The following is a 23,363-nucleotide window of genomic DNA, read 5'->3' on the forward strand; positions in this document are numbered from 1 at the left end:
ACTTTTAAAAGATTGCTTTTAGATATTAATTTGCATAAGGTATAGTTATAAAAATTTATAAAAAAAGTAACTATCAATACATTCCAAGGTATTGAAATTTTAGGGATTAGGGATCTATTTTTACGATGTCGACATTAGCGCGTATTTTTTTCAAGAACATCTTCATTACTGCATTATTTTGTATCTGTTATTTTAGCTTCAGTTTATACAGCCTAAATAACTTTATTAGTGAAGCTCAAAGTGATCATCACATTTCACTTAAAAAAATTACAGAACATTACAAAGGTGATGATCTTAAAGGTTTTTCAAAACAGCTGCGCTTAGCATTTGAATACGATGAATTAGTAATAACTAATTTTAATAATGATGTAATTTACAGCTATACAAACGCTGATCCTACTTTCAGTTTTATAACCTTATTAAATGGTGAAACAAAACTTGAAACTGTTAAAAACAACTCGTTAAACATCTACATCAAGTACCGCTTAAATAATGACAGTTTATTTAATTTATATAACTCAATTACCTTATTTATTTTACTAACCGCGCTGTTGGTGTTGGTAATTGGTTCATTAGTAACGAGTTCACTTACCGGCAGAGCGAGTCGAAAAGCATCAAAAAAAATATCAGAACTTATTGCAACTGAAATTAAAACAGCAATTACCAATAGAGAAACAACGGGTAAATTAACTCTTCCAACAGAGTTTGATGATGTTAATAGCGTACTTACCGAATTAAAAACATTTGTCAGTAATAAGTTGATCAAAACCCAGCAGCTACAACAAACCGCTTATATTGATCATCTAACTGAACTTGAAAACCGTAGTGGCTTTGTTGATTTTTTTACTGAATTCACTGAATCAAACAAATCTTCAGGTTTTGGGGTCTTGATAATTACCCGCTGTTCGGAATTACAAACCATCAACCAAGTTCATGGCTATCAAGAAGGTGACCGTTACATTTGCCAAGTTGCCAATATATTAAAAGCACAAATTAAGAACCTAGATTCAGCTCATGTGTACCGTTTAAATGGCTCTGACTTTGCTACATTTTTACCTAATATCACGTTAAAGGTGGCTGAAAAGTTTGGAGCAGAATTGACCGGCTTATTTAATGAATATCAACAACTTGCTGATTTTGATTCTATAGCCTTCTCCGGCATAGTAAAAGTTGATATGCATCGCCCTCTTGGTGAAATGTTAGCTCTAGCAGATACCGCTATTAGTATGGCGCAAACTCGTAATAAAAACTCTTGGTATGTGCAACGTGATCCTGAACTATTACAAAGTGAAACCGCTGGTTTTGGTAACCAAAACTGGAGTAAAGAAATAAGTTATGTAATTGAAAATCAAAGTGTTTCATTACTTTCTCAACTTATCCAACCGAGTAGCCGAAATAATAGAATATACAATGAGGTTTTATCAAGGTTCACCAGTTCTGAAGGTGATATATTACCTACAGCAACATTTATCGCTATGGCCGAAAAGCTTGATAAGATCATCTTGATAGACCGTTTAGTTATAGAGAAAACCCTCTCTGAAATTAAAGAAAAAAATCTTAGTGAACAAACATTCGGTATTAATTTAAGCACTCGTTCTGTTCATGATGAGCATTTCATTATTTGGTTAGAACGTCGTTTATTAAAAGATCACGATATTGCTACTCGTTTAGTATTTGAAATTAGTGAGTATGGTTTAGAACAAAATATTAAAGGCAGTTCCCACTTTATTGATATGATACATCGGGTTGGTGCTCGAATTTGTGTTGAACATTTTGGTGTTGGTCTCACATCATTTAAGTTCTTTAGGGAATTATCGCCTGATTACATTAAAATGGACGGCAGTTATACCCGCAACATACATATAGATAAGAATAATCAATACTTCTTACGATTGATGATAGACCTAGCCCATCGCTTAGGAATTAGAGTGTTAGCTGAAAGTGTAGAAACTCAAGAGGAGAAACATACATTTGACGAAGTATTTATGGATGGTTGCCAAGGATTTTATTTAGGTAAACCAGAACCACTGTAAATCCAGGTTGGTTGTAAATTAAATTGCACATAACCTTCATATTATGTGCAATAAGTAACCAACTAAAATAACACTACGAATAACCTTACTAACAACGTGTTGTTTATTGACTAATAAACTAGGATAATGAAGGCAACTTCATATAAAAAATATTATAAATGACTGATTATCTATTACTGTTGATTGGCACAGTGTTAGTGAACAACTTTGTTCTAGTTAAGTTTTTAGGTTTATGCCCATTTATGGGGGTTTCTTCTCGTACTGAAACCGCTATTGGTATGTCTTTAGCTACTACGTTTGTGCTTACCCTCGCCTCGTTATTAAGTTATTTATTCAGTACCTATCTACTTCAACCATTAGGCTTAGAATATTTAACTACTATGGGCTTTATTTTGGTGATTGCTGTTGTGGTGCAATTTACTGAAATGGTAGTACATAAAACTAGCGCCAATTTATACCGTTTATTAGGTATTTTCTTACCATTAATTACCACTAACTGCGCAGTACTTGGTGTGGCTTTATTAAATTTATATGAGCAGCACAATTTCTTCGAATCTATTGTTTATGGTTTTGGCGCAGCCGTTGGCTTTTCCATTGTATTAATTATGTTTTCAGCAATGCGTGAACGCCTTGCTAATGCTGATGTACCTAAACCTTTTCAAGGCGCTGCAATTGCGATGATTACCGCAGGTCTTATGTCCCTTGCCTTCATGGGCTTTACTGGTTTGGTTAAATAACTATGGACATTATCTTAGCTATCGTTGTATTTGCACTTATTGCTGCCGCTTTTGGTGCATTATTGGGATTCGCATCTGTGCGTTATAAAGTTGAAGGCGACCCATTAGTGGAACAACTGGATGCCCTACTGCCACAAACTCAATGTGGTCAGTGTGGTTATCCAGGTTGTAAACCCTATGCGCAAGCCGTTGCTGATGGTGAGGCCATTAATAAATGTGCTCCTGGTGGCGATGACACTATTAAAAAAATTGCTGATTTAATGGGCGTTGAAGTCCAACCGCTTGATGAAACACACGAACAAGACAACACACCTAAAGTTGCTTTTATTATTGAAGAAGACTGTATTGGTTGTACCAAATGCATTCAAGCCTGCCCTGTAGATGCCATCATGGGCGCTGCGAAGCAAATGCACACCGTTATAATTGACGAATGCACAGGTTGTGACTTATGCGTTGAGCCTTGTCCAGTAGATTGCATTGAAATGATATCCATAGCGCAAACGCCAGAAACTTGGCAATGGGATTTGCAAGCTATTGATGTAGTTCAGATAGATTAGTGGAGTTGTAATGGAATCTGTCATTGAGCGTATTAAAAAACAAAAATTCTTCAAATTTGCCGGAGGTATTCATCCACCAGAGCAAAAGTTTTTAACTGTTGATAAGCCCATTAAAACCATTACTCTAGCAAAAGAGCTGATATTGCCTGTGAAGCAACATATCGGCAAAGCTGGTGATATATTGGTTCAAGTTGGTCAAAAAGTATTAAAAGGCCAAGCGTTAACTAAAAACGATAACCCGATGTGTGTCCCAGTACATGCGCCTACATCAGGAACAATAACTGCAATTAAACCGTCGACTATGGCGCATCCCTCAGGGATGACTGATTTATGCATATTTATTACCCCAGATGGCTTTGACACTTGGATAAAACGAGATATTGTTGAGGACTTCAAAAGTTTAAGTAAAGCAGATATCGTTGATAAGATCGCAGCAGCAGGTATATCGGGCATGGGTGGAGCTGGCTTTCCAACCAATATCAAAGTAAATACTACACCTGGGATTAAATTTTTAATCATAAACGCCGCTGAATGTGAACCTTATATTACCAGCGATGATTTGTTAATGCGTGAGCGCTCTGCTGCAATTTTTAATGGTTTAAGTATTTTGAATCACTTATTAGAGCCAGAAAATATATTAATTGGTATAGAAGATAATAAACCACAAGCAATAAAAGCATTAAAAGCGGCAACAAATGACAGCAAAAACATTCATGTTTGTGTGTTACCGACTAAATATCCTACCGGCGGTGAAAAACAACTCATTCAAGCCTTAACCGGGCAAGAAGTTCCAAGTGGTGTATTACCGGTTTCCCTAGGCGTTATAGTTCAGAATGTGGCAACTGTATTTGCAATTTCAGAAGCTATTATTGATGACAAACCTTTAATACGTCGAGTAGTAACTGTTACTGGACAAGCGCTTAAAAAACCACAAAACCTTTGGGTTCCTTTAGGTACACCAATTTCACATTTGTTAGAACAATGTGGTTTTAGTCAAAATAGCTCTGAGCATGACATTACACAGCAGCGCATTATTATGGGTGGTCCATTAATGGGCTTTACTCTTCCTAGCCTTGATGTACCAGTAGTAAAAACCACAAACTGTATTTTAGCACCTACCGTTGCTGAAATATCACCTGCAACTAAAGAGCTTGAATGTATTCGATGTGGGCAGTGTGCTGAAGTTTGCCCAAGCTCATTATTACCACAAGAATTACAGTGGCACGCTAAAGCCAAAGAATATGATCAATTAGAAAAATTAAACCTGTTTGACTGTATCGATTGCGGTGCATGTGCATATGTATGCCCAAGTCAAATCCCTTTAGTTCAGTATTACCGCGTGGCTAAAGCCGAGATCAGACAAAACAAAGTACAAGAAGCACAAGCTGAAAAAGCAAAAATACGTTTTGAAGCGCGTAACATACGCTTAGAAAAAGAAAAGCTTGCTCGTGAGGAAAAACACAAAAAAGCTATGGCAGCAAGAAAAGCAGCCACAAGTCCAGAACAAGCTAAATCAAACAATTCAGCCGTTGCAGCAGCACTTGCTAGAGTTAAAGCAAAAAAAGCCGCACAAGCAACTGCAACAGATGTACCTGTAGCCGAAGAAGCCGATGTTAAAACCAGAGCGGCACAGGCAATAGCAAGAGCTAAAGCGAAAAAAACAGCTGCGGCCAACGCTGCATCTGCTGAGCAATCGGTAGATAAAACTGACGAAAATATAGCACCAGAACAAGTATCTAGTGCTGCTGCAGAGAAAAAAGCACGCACAGCTGCTGCCGTAGCAAGAGCTAAAGCGAAAAAAGCAGCTGCGGCCAACGCTGCATCTGCTGAGCAATCGGTAGATAAAACTGACGAAAATATAGCACCAGAACAAGTATCTAGTGCTGCTGCAGAGAAAAAAGCACGCACCGCTGCTGCCGTAGCAAAAGCTAAAGCGAAAAAAGCAGCTGCGGCCAACGCTGCATCAGCTGAACAATCGGTAGATAAAACTGACGAAAATATAGCAGCAGAACAAGTATCTAGTGCTGCTGCAGAGAAAAAAGCACGCACCGCTGCTGCCGTAGCAAAAGCTAAAGCGAAAAAAGCAGCTGCAGTCAAAGCTTCATCTGCAGAGCAATCGGTAGATAAAACGGAAGAAAGCATAGCATCAGAACAAGTATCTAGTGCTGCTGCACAGAAAAAAGCACGCACCGCTGCTGCAGTAGCTAAAGCAAAAGCTAAAAAGAAAATTGAAAGAGAAGAGTCGAAATCAGCACAAGAAGAGCTAGACCTAGTTATTGATACTAAAAGTGTTGCTAAAACATCGAAGCAAGTTGAGATTTCACCTGCAGAATTAAAGAAACAAAAAGTTGCTGCCGCAGTTGCTAAAGCAAAAGCGAAGAAAGCAGCAACGGCTGCAAACCAAGAAACAGAAGCAAAAAAAGTTTCGTTAAGCGATACTGATAAAAAAGCTAAAATAGCAGCCGCTATTTCTAAAGCTAAAACTGCTCGCGCAGAAAAAAATAAAGAGTCTGAATAACCATGGCATTTTGGATAGCAAGTTCCCCACACAATCATATCAAAGCTGAAACACCAGCTTTGATGCGTTTGGTCATTTTAGCCGCCCTGCCAGGAGTTTTTGCTCAATGGTATTTTTTTGGTTGGGGTTCTATTATTCAAATTATCTTGGCAATCACATTTGCAGTATTGGCAGAAGTTACATTTTTGGCTATTCGTGATAAAAACATTACAGCGCAAATCACTGATTTTTCCGCGGTATTAACTGGATTGTTAATCGGTATTTCAATACCTTCGCTAGCACCTTGGTGGATAACGGCTATTGGTAGTATCTTTGCTATTTGTGTGGTTAAACAATTGTATGGCGGTTTAGGGTTTAATTTGTTTAACCCTGCAATGGCCGCTTATGTAATGCTCTTAGTCTCCTTTCCTGTACAAATGACATCATGGCAACCCGCTAATGAATTAATGGTATACGACTTAAGCTTTTTTAATCATTTATGGCTAATTCTTAGCGGTTACACTTGGGAAGGCTTTTCAGTTGAGCAAATAAGAATGAATATTGACGGTATCACGATGGCAACGCCGTTAGATACCTTGAAAACCGACCTGACCCTAGGGTTAACGTCTGCTGAAAGTATGGTTAATCCAGTATTTGGTGAAAATTTCAGTGTTGGTTGGGAATGGGTAAATGCAGGTTTTTTGCTAGGTGGGTTAATATTAATCGCCAAAAAAGGCATCGACTGGGTTATCCCGGCAAGCTTCCTTGGTGCTATGTTTATTTTCTCTTTTATTGGCTTTAGTCTTAGTCCAGATAGCAGTGCATCTACTATGTTTCATTGGTTAGCTGGTGGTACTATGCTTGGTGCATTTTTCATCTTAACAGACCCTGTATCTGCAGCTACAACCCGTAAAGGTCGAATCATCTATGCGGCATTGGTAGCCTTTTTAGTTTATATCATTCGAAAATTTGGTGGCTACCCTGATGCTATTGCTTTTGCAGTATTATTGGCCAACATGGCCGTACCATTAATAGATCAATATGCAAGACCTAGAACTTATGGTCATAAGGCGGCAAAATAATTATGAAAATAGCTATTCAACAAAATGCCAAAGTACTAGCCATGTTTGCGGTTGCCTGTACAGCAATGGTTGGTGTTGTAAATTATTTAACTAAAGACACCATTGCACGCCAAGAAGAGCAGCAATTACTTGATACGTTACATCAAGTTATTGCATCAAGCAGATTAAATAATGACTTATACCAAGATTGCCAGTTTATCACTGATAATGATTTGCTAGGCAGCAGTAATCCACAAACGGCCTATATAGCACGCATGGATAACATCCCTGTTGCCGTTGCTATTACAGCCATTGCTCCAGATGGTTACAATGGTAATATCAATTTACTCGTAGCCATTAATGTTGACGGTACCATAAGCGGTGTACGTGTATTAAAACATAAAGAAACCCCTGGTCTTGGAGATAAAATTGAAATTAGGAAAGCTAATTGGATTTACAGTTTCGATGGAAAATTTATTGATGGCGAAAAAGATTTACGCTGGGCTGTAAAAAAGGATGGCGGTATGTTTGATCAATTTACCGGCGCAACTATTACACCTAGAGCGGTAGTGAAAGCGGTGCACAATGCCCTACTTTATTTCAACACTCATAAAAATGAGATTGTCACTAACACCACCTCGTGTCGAGTAATAAGCAATGACTGAACGTAGTGAATATAAAGAACTTAGTTGGCAAGGGTTATGGAAAAATAATCCTGGATTAGTACAGCTTCTGGGCCTTTGTCCGTTACTAGCGGTTACCAACACTTTAACAAATGCAATTGGTTTGGGTTTAGCAACATTGTTGGTTTTAGTTTGTTCTAACGCAACCGTATCGGCAATTAGAAAGTGGGTACCAAAAGAAGTTCGCATTCCAATTTTCGTGTTAATCATTGCTGCTTTTGTTACTTGTGTTCAATTACTTATGAATGCCTTCACCTTTGGTTTATATCAGTCGCTAGGTATTTTCTTACCACTTATTGTAACTAACTGTGCCATTATCGGCAGAGCAGAAGCTTATGCATCAAAGAACCCGGTTAAACAAGCCAGTTTTGATGGTTTGATGATGGGGCTTGGCTTTGCTTTTGTATTAATGACACTCGGGGCTATTCGAGAAATACTGGGCCAAGGTACCTTGTTTGATGGCGCTGAACTGCTTTTGGGAGATTGGGCTACAGTGCTACGCATAGAAATATTTAGTTTTGATAGCAAATTTCTATTAGCTATATTGCCGCCAGGGGCATTTATTGCCATGGGATTTTTAATTGCCGCCAAAAATAGCATAGATACTCGTATCGCTGACAAACAACCTAAGCCAGAGAAAAGTAAAACGATCGAGCGTGTTAGGGTTAATTTTGAAGGGTAAGTTCATAGGAACTAGGAACTAACAGCATATTAGTCTATTTAGACTTTATAATAAGAATAATAATATATGAATAAAGAAAAACGCCTCGAGATGTTAACTCGACTTCGAGATGACAATCCTCATCCTACTACAGAATTAAACTTTAGCTCACCGTTTGAATTATTAATTGCGGTACTGCTTTCTGCGCAGGCGACCGATGTTAGTGTAAATAAAGCTACCGATAAACTATATCCTGTGGCTAACTCACCACAAGCAATTTTAGATTTAGGCTTAGACAAACTTAAAAGCTACATCAAAACCATAGGTTTGTTTAATACTAAAGCTGAAAACACCATAAAAACTTGTCAAATGCTAGTTACTCTACACAATGGCGAAGTACCAGAAAATCGTGCTGCTTTAGAAGCTTTGCCAGGTGTTGGCCGTAAAACTGCAAATGTAGTGTTAAATACAGCCTTTGGCTGGCCTACTATTGCTGTTGACACCCATATTTATCGAGTATCAAACCGTACTAAACTAGCAATGGGTAAAACCGTTGATAATGTTGAGCAAAAATTACTAAAAGTGGTTCCAGCAGAATTTAAAGTTGATGTTCACCATTGGCTTATTTTACATGGCCGCTATACATGCGTCGCTCGTAAACCTCGTTGCACAGCTTGTATTATAGAAGACTTGTGTGAATTTAAAGAGAAGACATCAGACTAGACTATGCTTAGAAATCACGATACAAAGTTATTAATGTATAGTTTTACATTAGATACCAAGGAATAAGCTGAATGCGAATTTTACATACCATGCTGCGAGTTGGTGATTTAGATCGCTCAATTAGCTTCTATCAAGATGTTTTAGGCATGCGTTTATTACGTCGAAGTGACAATGAACAATATCAATACACCTTAGCCTTTTTAGGATATGACGATATGGCACACTCGACAGTATTAGAGCTTACCTATAACTGGGGCGTTAAAGAATACGACATAGGACAAGCATTTGGTCACATTGCCATTGAAGTGGATAATGTATACACCGCGTGTGACAAAATAGAATCACTTGGTGGCATAATATCTCGTGCTCCAGGTCCAGTTAAAGGCGGTTCAACTGAAATCGCCTTTGTTAAAGACCCCGATGGCTATGCCATTGAACTAATACAGGCAAAAGAAGATTAGTAACCTTCGAAAACACTATGGCCCAAAAAGCAACAATTTATAAAGCCACTATTTCATTATCTGATATGGATAGGCATTACTACGATACGTTAAACATTACCATTGCTCAGCATCCTTCTGAAACAGATCGACGCATGATGGTAAGAATTTTAGCTTACATATTAAACGCTAGAGAAGATATACAGTTTTGCAAAGGCCTAAGTGACGATGATGAACCAGAAATTTGGGTAAAAGATTATTCTGAACAAATTCATTTATGGATAGAGTTAGGGCAAATTGATGAAAAACGGATTAAAAAAGGCTGTACTCGAGCTAAAGAAATGAGTTTATACAGTTATGGCTCTGCTGCTGATGTTTGGTGGAAAAAGATCCAAAATAAATTATCTGGCTTTTCTAACTTAAATATTTATAAAATTGATGACGAAACTTGTGAGCAATTAGCCAGCTTAGTTGATCGAACCATGGAACTACAATGCAGTATCGATTCAGGTCAAATTTGGCTTGGTAATAATGATACAACCGTACAAATAGATCTTGAAACCCTATTAGAACAAAACAGTTAAAAGAATAAACAGAAAATATGAATATTAAAACTTATTGTAGCACCCTATTACTGGGTGCTTTTTCTTGTCTTTGTGTTGCTAGTGACATAAGCGTTGCCAGTATTGAAAAAGATATGCAGTTTTTGGCCTCTGATGATTTGCAAGGTCGCCTTGCCGGTAGCCCCGAAATCATAATTGCAGAAGATTATATCGCCACTCAGTTTAAACAAGCAGGTTTGCAGCCTTTAAATGGCTTAACCAGCTTTAAACAAAAGTTTACATTACATCGCTATATACCCAACAACATAACTGCAACGTTAAACTCTATTAAAATAGCTTCACAAAATATCGCCTTTGCCGGTAGTGCAAGCAGTTTTGAGTTCACAAAAGACAATACTAACATCAGCGTGGTAAACGATACCGACGACTTGCGCTCGATATTAAGCCAAGCAAATACTAACGGCGGCAATATCATATTGCTGGTTAATAGCGCTCATGCAGAGCTTTTTAAGCGCTATAAAAACCACTTCTCTGGTGGTAGCCAAAGCATAGAAGAAAGAACGTCTACTGCATTAGTGATGATTTTGACTGATACGACAAACATCGATGATCTATTGATTAGTGGTTCGATACAACATCAACAGCAAGAATTAACAAATATCATAGCGGTAAAACCAGGTTCAATAAAACCTGAGGAATATGTAGTATTTTCTGCTCATCATGATCACATAGGCACTCATGCTCACACCAGCGAGAGCGCTAATGGCAAAGAAGATAATATATACAACGGTGCTAATGATGATGCCTCTGGCGTAAGTGCGGTATTAAATTTAGCCCGCCATTATCAAAATATAGAGAATAAGCGCAGCATAATGTATGTTACTTTTACTGCTGAAGAATCTGGACTTTTAGGCTCTAGATACTTTATTCAAGACATTGATGCGAGCAGTATCGTTGCCATGTTAAATATCGAAATGATCGGTAAACCATCAGAGTTTGGTCCCGGTACATTTTGGATGACAGGCTTTGAGCGTTCAAATTTGGCGCAAATACTTAACAAAAATTTAAACTCTATAAAACAGCAGGTTTTTGCTGATCCTTACCCAAAGTATAAATTATTTTATCGTTCAGATAATGCTTCATTAGCACAACTAGGCGTGCCAGCTCATAGTCTATCTAGTACCCAGATGAGTAATGATCATGATTATCATCAAGTCAGTGATGAACTTGCAACTCTTGATTTGAAGCAAATGACTCAAATAGTCAATGCAATTGCAGCTGCAAGTGTGTCTTTGATCAGTGGCGTAGATACTCCAACTAGAATTGAAAAAGTACAACCTAGAACTACCGGTCTAATCTTTTAACTTTCTGTAAATTATCTTAAAAAACCGGCACTTCACCGTGTCGGATTAACAAAATACTACGACTTAGTTGCCATTATTTACAAATTAAGGCACCCTTTCGTCATCGATTTTTCCATATCCGTAGGAATTTATATGCAAACTAACAAATCACTAATCGCTTTAGCACTATCTTCAGCTTTGCTATTCGGTTGTAATAATTCAGCTCCGACTCAAACAGAAACGTCTGTACCACAAGCAGAAGTTACAGCAGAAGAGCAAAGTGAATCAGCACGATTAAATACATTTTTTGAAAAAACATTCATGGATGCGGTGATGCGTTCTCCACAATTTCAAACGTATTTAGGCATAAAAAAAGACTATGGAAAATGGGATGACAACTCTGAAGCCAATGCCGAAAAAGAACTGCAGATAACAAAGGATAATTTAGTTGCCCTGCACGCGTTTGATTTTGATGCCTTAGATGCGCAAACAAAAATTAGCTATAAATTATCTGAACGAAGCATGGAAAAAGAAATTGCCAATCACAAATGGCGTTACCATAATTACCCAGTAAACCAAATGCATGGTCAACATTCAAACATCCCATCATTTTTAATTAATCAACATACTGTAAATAATGCCGACGAAGCTGCAGCTTATATCGAGCGTTTGTCAGGTATTGATACTGTAATCGAGCAATTAATCGTCCAGTTAAAAATTCGCGAAGAGAAAGGTATTATTGCCCCTAGTTTTGTTTTTCCACACGTTATTCGTGACTCTCAAAACTTAATCAATGGAGCGCCTTTTTCTGATGGCGAAGATTCAACTCTTTTAGCTGACTTTAAGAAGAAGGTTGCGAAATTAGAACTAAGTGATACCGAATCATCAGCTCTTATTGCTTCAGCTAATGAAGCTCTTTTAACGAGTGTTCAACCTGCCTACCAAAACTTAGTAGATTACCTAATTAACTTAGAGCCAAAATCAACAAATGATGCTGGAGCTTGGAAATTTCCAGAAGGTAATGATTTCTACAATGTTGCATTAGCTAAAACAACCACAACAAACTTAACCTCTGAAGAAATTCATCAAATTGGTTTAAGTGAAGTTGACCGCATTCATAATGAAATGCGTGTTATAAAAGATAGTGTTGGCTTTAAAGGTGACTTAGCTGCATTTATGCAATTCATGCGTGAAGATGAACAGTTTTACTATAATGATGATGAAGCAGGCAAACAACGCTACTTAAGCGAAGCGACCGCATTAATTGACACGATGAAAACACATTTAGATGAGTTATTCTTAGTTAAACCAAAAGCGGATCTAATTGTAAAACGTGTTGAAGCATTCCGTGAAAAATCTGCAGGTAAAGCTTTTTATAATCGCCCTGCTCCAGATGGCTCTCGTCCGGGTATGTACTACGCTAACCTTTATGACATGAAAGCTATGCCAACATATCAAATGGAAGCATTAGCTTACCATGAAGGTATTCCTGGTCATCATATGCAATTAGCTATCTCACAAGAACTTGAAGGAATCCCAACTTTTCGTAAGTTTAGTGGCTACACCGCTTACAGTGAAGGATGGGGTTTATATACAGAGATGCTACCAAAAGAAATTGGCATGTACTCTGACCCATACTCAGACTTTGGTCGTTTAGCGATGGAACTATGGCGCGCTTGTCGTTTAGTGGTAGATACGGGTATGCATGTTAAAAAATGGACTCGTGAAGAGTCAATTAACTATTATGTAACCAATACACCAAACGCTGAATCAGACGCAGTAAAAATGGTAGAACGCCATGCTGTTATGCCTTCACAAGCAACGGCTTATAAAATTGGCATGTTAGAAATTTTACGTATGCGTGAAATGGCTAAAACTGAACTTGGCGATAAATTTGATATCCGTGAGTTCCATGACGTATATCTTAAAAACGGCCCTTTACCATTGGACGTAATGGATACTATGATGAAAAATTACATCGCTGAGAAAAAAGCGTCGTAAGCATAGAACAGGGGTCAGAGCAAAACACTATTTAAAAAATAGGTTTTGGTCTGACCCCACATACCTGCACCCGATAGAATGATAACATCATAAAAACGATAAACTTTTTCGCTAAATCAACACTTCAGTGATACACTTTACTTCAATGTATTCGCCTTTTTATGCAGTTCAAACTTAATGACTATAAATCGTTATTTCTCACGTTTTTTTATGCTGCTGTTAGTGCTTATCACAGCCAATATTAGCGTTTTCTATTATTACCAAGTAACAACTAGCGAACTCAATGCCCTTGAAAATGACCGCATAGCTATTATGGAGCTTAGTGCGCAAGTTAGGGATACCTCGAATAAACTAACTCGAACATCTAGAACTTATATCGTTACTGGTGATAAAACCTATCATGATTACTTTTATGAAATTTTAGAAATTCGTAATGGTGAACGTTTACGACCTGAAAATTATTTCAGTATTTACTGGGATCGTGTACATACCGAACGAGAAACACACAATTATAGAGAAGTTCCATTAACAAAAATTGTTGAAAACCTACTTGCTCGAGAGAGCGAACTAAACAAATTACTTATCGCAGTTAATTTGGCTGATAAATTAGTTGAAAGTGAGCTGAAGGCAATTAACACCTATCAAGAGAACAGTGAAACTGGTAAGCGTATTGCCAAAGATATTCTATATGGCACCGAATACCTTAAAGCTAAAAGTGAAATAATGGCTCAAATTGATTTGTTCCAACACGATTATGATAAATGGCATGTAAATAAAAGTCATAATTTAGAGAAACAAATAAAGTACATTAGACTCACTAAACTACTGTTACAAATCGCTTTTATATTAGCATTATTATCAATTCGCTTTTACTTGATAAAGCACATATCAAACCCACTTTTTACTATCACTAATTTAGCCCAACGAATTTCCAATGGTGACTTTTCAAAGCGACCAAAGCTTGAAAGTAAAACCGCTGATGTTAACTTATTACTTAATTCGATGAATCAAATGCAAGACGATATAGCAAAAACAGTATCAAAGTTTGAGCAACAAACTAATCTTGCTCAACAAGCTAAATTACAAGCAGAAGCGGCAAATAAATCTAGGGGTGAATTTTTAGCTAATATGAGCCACGAGATCCGTACGCCAATGAATGGCATAATCGGGCTTTCACAGCTATTACAAGATCAAAAGCTCGCCCCAGAAGATAAACTTTATGTTGATAAAATATTACTCTCCGCGAGGCAATTACTTGATATCTTAAATGATATTTTAGATTTTTCTAAAATTGATAGCGACAAGCTTAATTTAGACAACATCGAATTTGATTTACTGTCGATTTTTGATCGTATCGCGAATGTCTTAGCCATTAGTGCACAAAATAAAAATCTGCAATTGCAGTTTATTGTTGATCCAGAACTAAACACCAAGTTTTATGGTGATCCTGTTCGTATTGGTCAAGTACTGATGAACTTAACCTCCAACGCAGTTAAATTCACTGAACAAGGTTTTATTAAGGTCTCACTAGACTATAACCAAGACAAAACCAGTATTGTTTTCTCTGTTATAGACACTGGCATCGGTCTAAGCAAAGATAAGCTTGAACATATTTTTGCACCATTCTCGCAAGCCGATAACTCAACATCCCGAATTCACGGGGGCACAGGGTTAGGATTAACGATATGCAAGCGTTTAGCCCGTTTAATGGATGGAGATATTTCGGTTAAGTCACAGCTAGGAGAAGGCAGTCGCTTTAGTTTAAGCATACCGTTAAAGAAACAACTGACTAAACATTCACCTGAAATATTAAAGAAGCCGATACACTTATTCAGCAATAATGAACACCATATCGATGTTTTTAAACTACATGCAAATACACTTAACCTTGCATTTAACAGTGCCAGCTTACAAAGCTTGATAGAAACACAAGTTGTTATTAATGAAGAATCACTGATAGTGCTTGACTTAACCTGCAGCGAAAACAGTGAAGTAAATAATATAATAGCGCAACATAAAGACTGGCTAAATAACGATAAAATTCAATTATTACTGATCTCAAACTTTAATCAGAATGATAGTAAGGAATTGTTTGCCTTTAAAGCAAACCTGCAAACTCTGCACTGCCCGGTTTTATTTAATAGTATTTTACAGTTATTATCTCCTCAAGATGTGACGACAGCAATTGAAAAACAACACAGCGTTTTTCAAGGGGTCAAAGCGTTGCTGGCTGAAGATTTTAAATTAAATCAAATTGTTGCTAAAGGTTTACTTGAAAAGCTTGGTCTTGAAGTAGACATTGCAGAGGATGGTCAACAAGCGGTAGATGCCCTTAAAGAAAATAACTACCAACTGATATTTATGGATATACATATGCCGATAATGGATGGTCATATTGCCAGTCAAACGATCCGTGCCAATAAAGATTATGATCACATTCCAATTATTGCTTTAACGGCTGATGCACAAAATGAGCATATTCAACAATGTATAGAATCAGGCATGGATGATTTTCTTTCAAAACCATTTTTATTGGCAGATATTGAGAAAGTGATCCATAAACATATAAAATGAATGTCAAATTTTATGATAAACACAAATAATTTATAAAGATAATGAAATCAATAATGAAAATAATTTCTATAAAACAAATAGTTAGCTTGTTAACCATTAGCACAGTAACACTTCTTTCAGCTTGTGCGAATGGGCCAAGTGTTGAAACTAATTTAGATAAAGAAAATTTCGATGAATATTTTGCCGCAGGCAATGTCACCGTTTATCAAACTGAAGACGAGTTACCAGGTAAAGTTGTTTCTCTAGGATTAATTGAAGGTGAAAGCTGTAAAGCTAAAGAGAACGATATTCCAGCTAACGCTGCTGACGCCCGAACGATGGCAAGAGAAAAAGCAGCAAGCATGGAGGCAAATGCCGTTGTTTTCACCTCATGTACACTTATTGAAGATCAGCAATGCCTAGAAATGATGGTTTGTTATGGCAAAGCATTCCAAGTTAGTGACCATTAAACGTCAATAATAAAAGCATAAACGATGACAGAGCTAAACAGTTATTCATTTTCTCCTATAGGTGTAATTCACTCACCTTATAAACAAAAATTTGCTATCCCAAGACAGCCGGGGCTAGTTAGTGCTGCACATGGTAAACTTGAGTTATTGCTAGATGAAAACCAACAAGAGCTCATTCGAGATATCGAACAACATTCTCATCTTTGGTTGATTTTTGTTTTTCATGGCACTAGTGATCAAGGTTGGAAGCCATTAGTTAAAGCACCGCGTTTGGGTGGCAATAAAAAAACAGGTGTATTTGCCACTCGCTCCACTTTCAGGCCCAACCCTGTTGGAATGTCTGTGGTAAAACTTAATGGCATTTGCAAAATCAATGGTAATTTAGCCCTTGATATTAGTGGTCTGGATTTACTTGACGGTACACCTATTTTAGACATCAAGCCTTATATTCCCTACTCTGACAATGTCACAGAGGCAAGCTCTGCTATGGCGCAAACTCCACAACAAACAGATTTGTTAATTACTTTTAATACTAAAGCTGAACAACAACTTATTCAGGTTAACGCTGACTACTCCGATTTAAAATTATTTATTGAACAGGTATTAAGTCAAGATCCAAGACCCGCATACAAAAAGGCAAATACCGAATTACAAGAGTACGGAATGAGCTTGTATGATTTAAACATCCGCTGGCAAATTCAAAATAATGACTGCACAGTTCTAAGCATTGAAAAGTTAACATAACGTTAGACTTGGTATAATTAAACTTTATCGGTATAATCGCGGCGCTTTCAATAAGCAAACGTTACTTAAGTAAAAGTATCATTAAAAAATAACCTAATTAGCGCCAGATTTACGTTCTGGTCAGCAAGAGGAATCACCATGTCACAATTTGTAGTTTGTGCACTTTATAAGTTTGTTACCTTAGAAAACTTCGAACAACTTAGAAAACCTATCCATAACGCTATGGAAAGCAATGATGTTAAAGGTACGTTATTAATCGCTAATGAGGGCATTAACGGTACTATCGCGGGCTCTCGTGAAGGCATAAATAATGTTTTATCTTTTTTACAAGCAGATGAGCGTTTAGCCAACTTATCCCATAAAGAATCTTTCACCGAAGAAGCCCCTTTTAAGCGCTGTAAAGTTAAGCTGAAAAAAGAAATAGTAACTATGGGTGTTGAAGGTATCGATCCTAAGCAAGTTGTTGGTACTTACGTTAAACCACAAGATTGGAACGCATTAATTTCAGATCCAGAGGTGTTACTTGTTGATACTCGTAATGATTATGAGATAGAGATCGGTACTTTTAAATACGCCGTTAACCCTGAAACTGAAACGTTCAGAGAGTTTCCACAATATGTAAAAGACAATTTAGATCCGGCCAAGCACAAAAAAGTTGCGATGTTCTGTACTGGTGGTATTCGATGTGAAAAGTCTACGGCCTATATGAAAGAGCAAGGCTTTAACGAAGTTTATCATCTTGAAGGCGGTATTTTAAAATACCTTGAAGAAGTCCCTAAAGAAAATACGTTATGGCAAGGCGACTGCTTTGTTTTTGATGATCGTGTTGCTGTTGACCATTCTTTAGAAAAAGGCAAATACGATCAATGTCACGCTTGTCGAATGCCTATAACAGAAGAAGAAAAACAACTTAAAGAATATGAACGTGGCGTTAGCTGTCACCGCTGTATTAACAAAGTAACTAATGAGCAACGTGCACGATATGCTGAGCGTGAAAAACAAATGAACTTAGCCAAAGCCCGTGGTGAAAACCATATTGGTAGTGAAGTAACTAAAACAATTGAACAACGTCGCAAAGATAAAAAAGCAAAAGTGAAGCAACAACAAGAAAACGCTTAAAACTGTGAATACGTAGCTTCGAATACGCTGCGCTTCGATAGTTCTTTTGTTAGAAGGAACGAAGTGCCGTATTCGCAGTGGAACGTATTCGTGATTCGTTCCTAACGCAGTTAAAGTAGATAAATTTGAATTTTTAATCAAATAGATTTATCATTGTACAAAATTTAACCAGTCAAAATGATGGTAGATATGGTCGATATTGACTCTGATAATGAACAGTTACGAGATAACTACCAAGTTACTAGTGTTGAATTTGCCCAACATATATCCCCCTTAGAATTAACGTCCTGTAATTTACCTATGAGCGAACCCCATAGCATGTGGTGGTTAAATACTCGCAGACGCTGCCATAAACATGCCACTATTAAACGCAGTTATATCCGTCGAAAACGATAAACCTTTCTTTAATTGATCAATTGCCACTGAAATCTTGTACTTTGAGGTCGTACAGGTATAAAATACTGAAAAATTTTTTTATCACTTTATATTTCGGAATTGTACAGCAATGCGCACTAGCCAGTATCTACTTTCTACTTTAAAAGAAACACCAGCAAATGCTGAAGTTATCAGTCACCAATACATGTTACGAGCTGGTTTAATTCGACCTGTCGCATCAGGTTTATATACTTGGCTACCTACCGGGTTAAAAGTATTAAAGAAAGTTGAAAACATCGTTCGAGAAGAAATGGACAGAGCCGGTGCTATTGAAATGCTCATGCCTATGGTACAACCTGCCGACTTATGGGAAGAGTCTGGTCGTTGGGATGACTATGGTCCTGAATTAGTACGATTGAAAGACAGACACAATCGCTCATTTGTTTTAGGCCCTACTCATGAGGAAGTGATCACAAAACTAATTAGCTTTGAGTTAAACTCTTATAAGCAATTACCACTTAGCATGTACCAAGTACAAACTAAATTCCGTGATGAAATTCGTCCTCGTTTCGGTGTAATGCGTGGTCGTGAATTCTTAATGAAAGATGCTTACTCTTTCCATTTGTCGCAAGAGTGCCTTGATACAACTTATCAGAATATGCACGCTGCTTATTGTCGAATTTTCGACAGACTAGGTTTAGATTACCGTCCTGTTATCGCAGATACAGGTTCAATTGGTGGTGATGCATCTCATGAATTTCACGTGCTTGCTGAATCAGGTGAAGATGATATCGCCTTTAGCTCTCACAGTGACTATGCGGCTAATATTGAAAAAGCTGAAGCATTAGCACCTAGCGGTGAACGTGCCAATGGTGAAATGGGTATTAATAAAATTGCTACTCCTGATGTGCATACTATTGAAGATGTATGTAAATTCTTTGATGTATCAGCATCTAAGGTTGCTAAAACTTTACTCGTTGTTGGTGAATGTGAAGAAGGTGAAACAGCGCCAATCATAGCTCTTGTATTACGCGGCGATCATGATCTTAACGAAATAAAAGCAGAAAAGATTGCCGGTGTTGCTTCGCCACTAGCGTTTGCTAGCGAAGAGCAAATTACTGCTGCTGCCAATTGTGACGCTGGCTCTATTGGTCCTGTTGATTTAAACACTGCTGTTATTGTTGATCGCAGCGCGGCCCATTTAAGCGATTTTATTTGTGGAGCAAATGAAACTGGCTTCCATTTTAATGGTGCAAACTTTGATCGTGATATTAAAGATTACACCGTAGCTGATATTCGTAACGTTGTTGCAGGGGATCCGAGCCCATGTGGTAACGGTACCATAGAAATTAAACGCGGTATTGAAGTTGGTCATATTTTCCAATTAGGCGAAAAATATGCCAAAGCTATGGGCGCTGCGGTTTTAAACGACCAAGGTAAAAACCAAACCTTAACTATGGGTTGTTACGGTATCGGTGTATCTCGTATTGTTGCTGCAGCAATCGAACAAAACAATGATGAAAACGGTATTATTTGGCCAGAAGCAATTGCGCCATTTAAAGTTGTAATCATTCCTATGAACATGCACAAATCTCATCGAGTTCATGAAACTGCCGAGCAGCTTTACAGTGACTTAAAAGCCGCGGGAATTGAAGTAATGATTGACGACCGTAAAGAGCGCCCAGGAGTTATGTTTAAAGACATGGAGCTTATCGGCATTCCACACAGCATTATTGTTGGTGAACGTAATTTAGATAATGCAGAAGTTGAATACAAAAATCGTATTGCTGGCGACAAATCAACGCTTAAAATTGCTGACGTATTGGATTTTATTACTAAAATCTAATTAAAAAATTAGTACATTTTTATCAAAGGGCCTAACGGCCCTTTTTTATCGCCTGCAATAAACTAAACCTCAATAAACCAATCGAATTGGTATTATCCCCAATACTGTACAATAATTGACCAAGTAGTATTGATAAGAAAGTTGTCTTGGGAGGTAATACCAATTCCAATAGTTTTGTGATCTACTTTTTAGTGAGGAAAAATGGATAAATACAAGGCATAAGATTTTAAAAGTAGTTATTCTCGGCTTTGGCATCCTGCGTCGCTCTACCTGCAGCATCCATGCTTATGTACTTAAAAATTTTATAACGCCGTAGTTATTTATTTTAACCAGTAAAAATGAGCAGATAATTAATGGACTTGGTATAAATACCAATCCCCTCGTTTTCTTTGGATAACGTATTCCAAGTTCATTAATCGAGGAAATAATTTTGAAAAATACAATTAAAGTCATCGCCAGTTTTATCATTCTATTTAGCTCATACAGTTATGCCGAACCAACCATCGTTGATGTTTGGCAATGTAAATTTAATGAAGGTAAAACAATGAAGGACGCTGATGCATTAAATGATAAATGGGTCAAATTCATGAATGCCAATGTTAAAGGTGGTGGCATAGTTAGCTACAACCTAGAGCCTAGAGTCGGCAAACGAAACGTTTTTATGTTTGTCGACGTATACCCTAATATGCAGTCTTGGGCTGCAGGTGAAAATGTGATGGAAAATAGCGAAGAAGGCAAAGCCTTGTCAAAAGAGTTTAATGCTTTAGCTGATTGTTCAAGCAACAGTCTATATTCCTCAACAAAACATTAGTTCATCGAGGATTACGTCCGAATGAATTCGGACCAACCCAAGTTCAGACCAACCTCTTTCACAGGTTGGTCTGAACTTGCTCTTCGTTTCTAGTCTCTCGTTTCTAACTTTCTAGCTTTTAACTGCCTTCTTTTATACGTTCAAAATTTGGCCTAGGCATTTTTTCCAAAATTGCGTACAAATAAATAACGAATAAGCATAGACCTGCACTGATCATAAATAACCAAGGCCCGCCCAAATGGTCGAGAATAATGCCCCCGCCTAAAGGTGCTAAAGCAAAGCCAAAGTCATAAAACGAAGAAGCACCAAAATACGCACCGCGCAGGTGATCAGGCGCCAAACGATCAATATGCACATTCATAGTCGGGAATAAAATTGCTTCCGCTAGTGCCATAACTATAATTGCGCCAATCCAGCCCCAAAAAAGATCGAGTGGATTAACTGATAACCAAATTTGCGATAACATCAATAAAACTAGGCCAATTTGTATACGTACAGTTAACGTCAATCTAGACATTAGCTTAAGTAAAATAAATTGCGTCGAGATAATCACTACCGCATTGGTGAAAATCATCGAAGAAATTAACTCTAATAAATCAGGTACTTGTTGCCGAGTTAAGTATTGAATAAGTGAACTATCCATTTGCGCATAAATAAACATGCATAAGATATTGGCAAAAATTAAACACTGCAAGAGTCTATCTTGCAGTAACACTGAAAATATTTGACTGAGACTTGCATCATCGGACTTTGGTTTTGTTGTTTCTACCGGCTGCTTAACCTGCTCAATTGTAGTGTCAATATTTACCTTGTGCTGATGAAAACCCCAGTAAAGTAATATCAATAAAAAGGCAAAAGCACCTGCAGTGATATAAAAACTCGATTGCTCACCAGTTAAGCCAAACCAAACACCTAACAAGGGCCCTACAGCACAACCAACATTAACGATAAAATAGAGCGACTGCATCGCAAGTTCTCGTGTTTTTCTATCAGAAATAATATCGCCTATCAGCGCTGACGTTAATGGTCGCCACAGAGACGTTGCAATAGAGCACAGCGTAATAACTATTACATAGCCAGTAATGCTATCTGCTTGGGCTAATAACGAAAATGAAATGATGTATAAAATTCCACTGGTATACATCAATTTATGACGGCCAATACGATCAGATAAAATACTACCGGCAAAACTTACTAATACAGCAATAATCGCAGCGTTAGACAAAATCAAACCAACTTGAGTCGCTGACAAAGCAAACTTTTCATACAGGATCACCGCCAGAAATGGCCAAACCATGTAGTAACTACCACGGGTAATGAATGAACCAAATAATAAAATCCACATAAGTATTGGAAATTGTTTAAATCGGTTAAGGGAAATATCGCTATGCATAACTACTCTTTACTATATTATTTTCTATTTTTGTTAATTAACACGTTATATACGTGATATTCCGATTTTGAATTGACAATGAACTCGCTCTTCGTCTCTCGTTTCTAGCTTTTAAGCCTCCCATCTATCCCAATAAATTTTACGATCAAAGCGTTTTGAAAGTCTTTTATTCAATTGATGAAACGTGGTGATATCTTCTTTCATGCCACTTATACACTGCCAGACAAAGCGATTACAGTTATTTTTAATTAAATCATAATCTTGGTAGTCGTATATTTGTTTTATTGCACGATCAGCGATTAAGTCATCACAAATAGCTTCACCCGTTGAGTCACAGGCAACATAAATATCGCTACCTGAACGCTCTTGTAAAAATCGTTTGGGCGAAATTGCCTTTATTAAACCACTGCCATGCAGTTCTACTATGGTATCTTCGTCAACTAAAATACCCGTATGTTCTAATACTCCCCCGAGGCCACAGCAAACTAATGCACCAGGACGAACAATGGCTAACGTATCATTTTTAAAAACTTCTTTAGGATATTTAGCAATACCTGAATCATGCTTTTTAATATTGCCGCGCGTATTTATACCATCACTGTTTTCACGGTGATGATCTTGCTCATCTCGTTTTATGTCGAGCTCTTTAATTGCCGCGGCACCTAATACTGCTGCACCAAGCCACAACAGGGGTAAAGGCATAATTTGAACCCTCTTTTGGAAAAACATACTCTATACCCGTCGCCATTCAAT

General features: G+C 37.5%; 21 protein-coding genes. 19 read left to right on the plus strand and 2 right to left on the minus strand.

The annotated features are described in order from the left end of the window. The first annotated feature begins 125 nt into the window (after nt 1-125). The 19 genes from RGQ13_RS11345 to RGQ13_RS11435 all read left to right on the plus strand — a co-directional run bounded on the left by RGQ13_RS11345 (nt 126) and on the right by RGQ13_RS11435 (nt 21,217). Complete coding sequence (locus tag RGQ13_RS11345) at nt 126-2,033, plus strand: EAL domain-containing protein (RefSeq protein ID WP_348389863.1); 1,908 nt, start codon at nt 126-128, stop codon at nt 2,031-2,033. A 158-nt stretch (nt 2,034-2,191) separates the two neighbouring features. Continuing rightward, complete coding sequence (rsxA, locus tag RGQ13_RS11350; RefSeq protein WP_348389277.1) at nt 2,192-2,770, plus strand: electron transport complex subunit RsxA; 579 nt, start codon at nt 2,192-2,194, stop codon at nt 2,768-2,770. 2 nt (nt 2,771-2,772) lie between these two features. Then, complete coding sequence (gene rsxB / locus RGQ13_RS11355; protein WP_348389864.1) at nt 2,773-3,327, plus strand: electron transport complex subunit RsxB; 555 nt, start codon at nt 2,773-2,775, stop codon at nt 3,325-3,327. A 10-nt stretch (nt 3,328-3,337) separates the two neighbouring features. After that, nucleotides 3,338-5,845 (plus strand): electron transport complex subunit RsxC, encoded by a 2,508-nt coding sequence (gene rsxC / locus RGQ13_RS11360; RefSeq protein ID WP_348389865.1) that lies wholly within the window; start codon nt 3,338-3,340, stop codon nt 5,843-5,845. 2 nt (nt 5,846-5,847) lie between these two features. Beyond that, entirely contained in the window at nt 5,848-6,906 is a 1,059-nt protein-coding gene (rsxD, locus tag RGQ13_RS11365) for an electron transport complex subunit RsxD (RefSeq protein ID WP_348389866.1), read from the plus strand. Between the two features lie 2 nt (nt 6,907-6,908). Further along, nucleotides 6,909-7,550 carry an electron transport complex subunit RsxG gene (rsxG, locus tag RGQ13_RS11370; protein WP_348389867.1) on the plus strand — a complete coding sequence of 214 codons (642 nt, stop codon included), beginning with the start codon at nt 6,909-6,911 and terminating at the stop codon, nt 7,548-7,550. Next, the gene (locus RGQ13_RS11375) at nt 7,543-8,250 is read left to right on the plus strand and encodes an electron transport complex subunit E (RefSeq protein ID WP_348389868.1); all 708 of its coding nucleotides are present in this window, start codon (nt 7,543-7,545) and stop codon (nt 8,248-8,250) included. The genes rsxG and RGQ13_RS11375 overlap by 8 nt, the downstream gene beginning before the upstream one ends. Before the next feature lie 66 nt (nt 8,251-8,316). Further along, on the plus strand, nt 8,317-8,952 hold the full coding sequence (gene nth / locus RGQ13_RS11380; protein ID WP_348389869.1) for an endonuclease III: 636 nt from the start codon (nt 8,317-8,319) through the stop codon (nt 8,950-8,952). Nucleotides 8,953-9,023: 71 nt separating this feature from the next. Next, nucleotides 9,024-9,413: a lactoylglutathione lyase gene (gene gloA / locus RGQ13_RS11385; protein ID WP_348389870.1), complete on the plus strand. Its 390-nt coding sequence runs from the start codon at nt 9,024-9,026 to the stop codon at nt 9,411-9,413. 17 nt (nt 9,414-9,430) lie between these two features. Beyond that, a complete protein-coding gene (locus RGQ13_RS11390; protein ID WP_348389871.1) occupies nt 9,431-9,976 on the plus strand; it encodes a YaeQ family protein in 546 nt (181 codons plus the stop codon). A gap of 17 nt (nt 9,977-9,993) precedes the next feature. Then, on the plus strand, nt 9,994-11,319 hold the full coding sequence (locus RGQ13_RS11395; RefSeq protein ID WP_348389872.1) for a M28 family metallopeptidase: 1,326 nt from the start codon (nt 9,994-9,996) through the stop codon (nt 11,317-11,319). 132 nt (nt 11,320-11,451) lie between these two features. Next, nucleotides 11,452-13,299: a DUF885 domain-containing protein gene (locus RGQ13_RS11400; RefSeq protein WP_348389873.1), complete on the plus strand. Its 1,848-nt coding sequence runs from the start codon at nt 11,452-11,454 to the stop codon at nt 13,297-13,299. A 177-nt stretch (nt 13,300-13,476) separates the two neighbouring features. Next, the gene (locus RGQ13_RS11405) at nt 13,477-15,873 is read left to right on the plus strand and encodes an ATP-binding protein (protein WP_348389874.1); all 2,397 of its coding nucleotides are present in this window, start codon (nt 13,477-13,479) and stop codon (nt 15,871-15,873) included. 53 nt (nt 15,874-15,926) lie between these two features. Further along, nucleotides 15,927-16,322 carry an Rcs stress response system protein RcsF gene (rcsF, locus tag RGQ13_RS11410; protein WP_348389875.1) on the plus strand — a complete coding sequence of 132 codons (396 nt, stop codon included), beginning with the start codon at nt 15,927-15,929 and terminating at the stop codon, nt 16,320-16,322. Between the two features lie 24 nt (nt 16,323-16,346). Next, on the plus strand, nt 16,347-17,066 hold the full coding sequence (gene tsaA / locus RGQ13_RS11415) for a tRNA (N6-threonylcarbamoyladenosine(37)-N6)-methyltransferase TrmO (protein WP_348389876.1): 720 nt from the start codon (nt 16,347-16,349) through the stop codon (nt 17,064-17,066). A 138-nt stretch (nt 17,067-17,204) separates the two neighbouring features. After that, nucleotides 17,205-18,185 carry an oxygen-dependent tRNA uridine(34) hydroxylase TrhO gene (trhO, locus tag RGQ13_RS11420; protein ID WP_348389877.1) on the plus strand — a complete coding sequence of 327 codons (981 nt, stop codon included), beginning with the start codon at nt 17,205-17,207 and terminating at the stop codon, nt 18,183-18,185. Nucleotides 18,186-18,362: 177 nt separating this feature from the next. Then, nucleotides 18,363-18,581 carry a hypothetical protein gene (locus RGQ13_RS11425; protein WP_348389878.1) on the plus strand — a complete coding sequence of 73 codons (219 nt, stop codon included), beginning with the start codon at nt 18,363-18,365 and terminating at the stop codon, nt 18,579-18,581. Between the two features lie 109 nt (nt 18,582-18,690). Next, on the plus strand, nt 18,691-20,406 hold the full coding sequence (locus tag RGQ13_RS11430; RefSeq protein ID WP_348389879.1) for a proline--tRNA ligase: 1,716 nt from the start codon (nt 18,691-18,693) through the stop codon (nt 20,404-20,406). Between the two features lie 430 nt (nt 20,407-20,836). Beyond that, nucleotides 20,837-21,217: a hypothetical protein gene (locus tag RGQ13_RS11435; RefSeq protein WP_348389880.1), complete on the plus strand. Its 381-nt coding sequence runs from the start codon at nt 20,837-20,839 to the stop codon at nt 21,215-21,217. Between the two features lie 118 nt (nt 21,218-21,335). Here RGQ13_RS11435 and RGQ13_RS11440 read toward each other — a convergent pair whose 3' ends face one another. Both RGQ13_RS11440 and RGQ13_RS11445 read right to left on the minus strand, forming a co-directional pair. Beyond that, entirely contained in the window at nt 21,336-22,610 is a 1,275-nt protein-coding gene (locus RGQ13_RS11440; protein ID WP_348389881.1) for an MDR family MFS transporter, read from the minus strand. A 111-nt stretch (nt 22,611-22,721) separates the two neighbouring features. Then, a complete protein-coding gene (locus tag RGQ13_RS11445) occupies nt 22,722-23,312 on the minus strand; it encodes a hypothetical protein (protein WP_348389882.1) in 591 nt (196 codons plus the stop codon). Nucleotides 23,313-23,363 lie beyond the last annotated feature (51 nt).

It is taken from the genome of Thalassotalea psychrophila (assembly GCF_031583595.1).
In the GTDB taxonomy this organism is placed as follows: Bacteria; Pseudomonadota; Gammaproteobacteria; order Enterobacterales; family Alteromonadaceae; genus Thalassotalea_A; species Thalassotalea_A psychrophila.

Bases quoted from the DNA above. Each gene is read 5' to 3' on its own strand.
- RGQ13_RS11345 (WP_348389863.1), top strand. From the start codon at position 126: ATGTCGACATTAGCGCGTATTTTTTTCAAGAACATCTTCATTACTGCA.
- rsxA (WP_348389277.1), top strand. From the start codon at position 2,192: ATGACTGATTATCTATTACTGTTGATTGGCACAGTGTTAGTGAACAAC.
- rsxB (WP_348389864.1), top strand. From the start codon at position 2,773: ATGGACATTATCTTAGCTATCGTTGTATTTGCACTTATTGCTGCCGCT.
- rsxC (WP_348389865.1), top strand. From the start codon at position 3,338: ATGGAATCTGTCATTGAGCGTATTAAAAAACAAAAATTCTTCAAATTT.
- rsxD (WP_348389866.1), top strand. From the start codon at position 5,848: ATGGCATTTTGGATAGCAAGTTCCCCACACAATCATATCAAAGCTGAA.
- rsxG (WP_348389867.1), top strand. From the start codon at position 6,909: ATGAAAATAGCTATTCAACAAAATGCCAAAGTACTAGCCATGTTTGCG.
- RGQ13_RS11375 (WP_348389868.1), top strand. From the start codon at position 7,543: ATGACTGAACGTAGTGAATATAAAGAACTTAGTTGGCAAGGGTTATGG.
- nth (WP_348389869.1), top strand. From the start codon at position 8,317: ATGAATAAAGAAAAACGCCTCGAGATGTTAACTCGACTTCGAGATGAC.
- gloA (WP_348389870.1), top strand. From the start codon at position 9,024: ATGCGAATTTTACATACCATGCTGCGAGTTGGTGATTTAGATCGCTCA.
- RGQ13_RS11390 (WP_348389871.1), top strand. From the start codon at position 9,431: ATGGCCCAAAAAGCAACAATTTATAAAGCCACTATTTCATTATCTGAT.
- RGQ13_RS11395 (WP_348389872.1), top strand. From the start codon at position 9,994: ATGAATATTAAAACTTATTGTAGCACCCTATTACTGGGTGCTTTTTCT.
- RGQ13_RS11400 (WP_348389873.1), top strand. From the start codon at position 11,452: ATGCAAACTAACAAATCACTAATCGCTTTAGCACTATCTTCAGCTTTG.
- RGQ13_RS11405 (WP_348389874.1), top strand. From the start codon at position 13,477: ATGACTATAAATCGTTATTTCTCACGTTTTTTTATGCTGCTGTTAGTG.
- rcsF (WP_348389875.1), top strand. From the start codon at position 15,927: ATGAAAATAATTTCTATAAAACAAATAGTTAGCTTGTTAACCATTAGC.
- tsaA (WP_348389876.1), top strand. From the start codon at position 16,347: ATGACAGAGCTAAACAGTTATTCATTTTCTCCTATAGGTGTAATTCAC.
- trhO (WP_348389877.1), top strand. From the start codon at position 17,205: ATGTCACAATTTGTAGTTTGTGCACTTTATAAGTTTGTTACCTTAGAA.
- RGQ13_RS11425 (WP_348389878.1), top strand. From the start codon at position 18,363: ATGATGGTAGATATGGTCGATATTGACTCTGATAATGAACAGTTACGA.
- RGQ13_RS11430 (WP_348389879.1), top strand. From the start codon at position 18,691: ATGCGCACTAGCCAGTATCTACTTTCTACTTTAAAAGAAACACCAGCA.
- RGQ13_RS11440 (WP_348389881.1), bottom strand. From the start codon at position 22,610: ATGCATAGCGATATTTCCCTTAACCGATTTAAACAATTTCCAATACTT.
- RGQ13_RS11445 (WP_348389882.1), bottom strand. From the start codon at position 23,312: ATGCCTTTACCCCTGTTGTGGCTTGGTGCAGCAGTATTAGGTGCCGCG.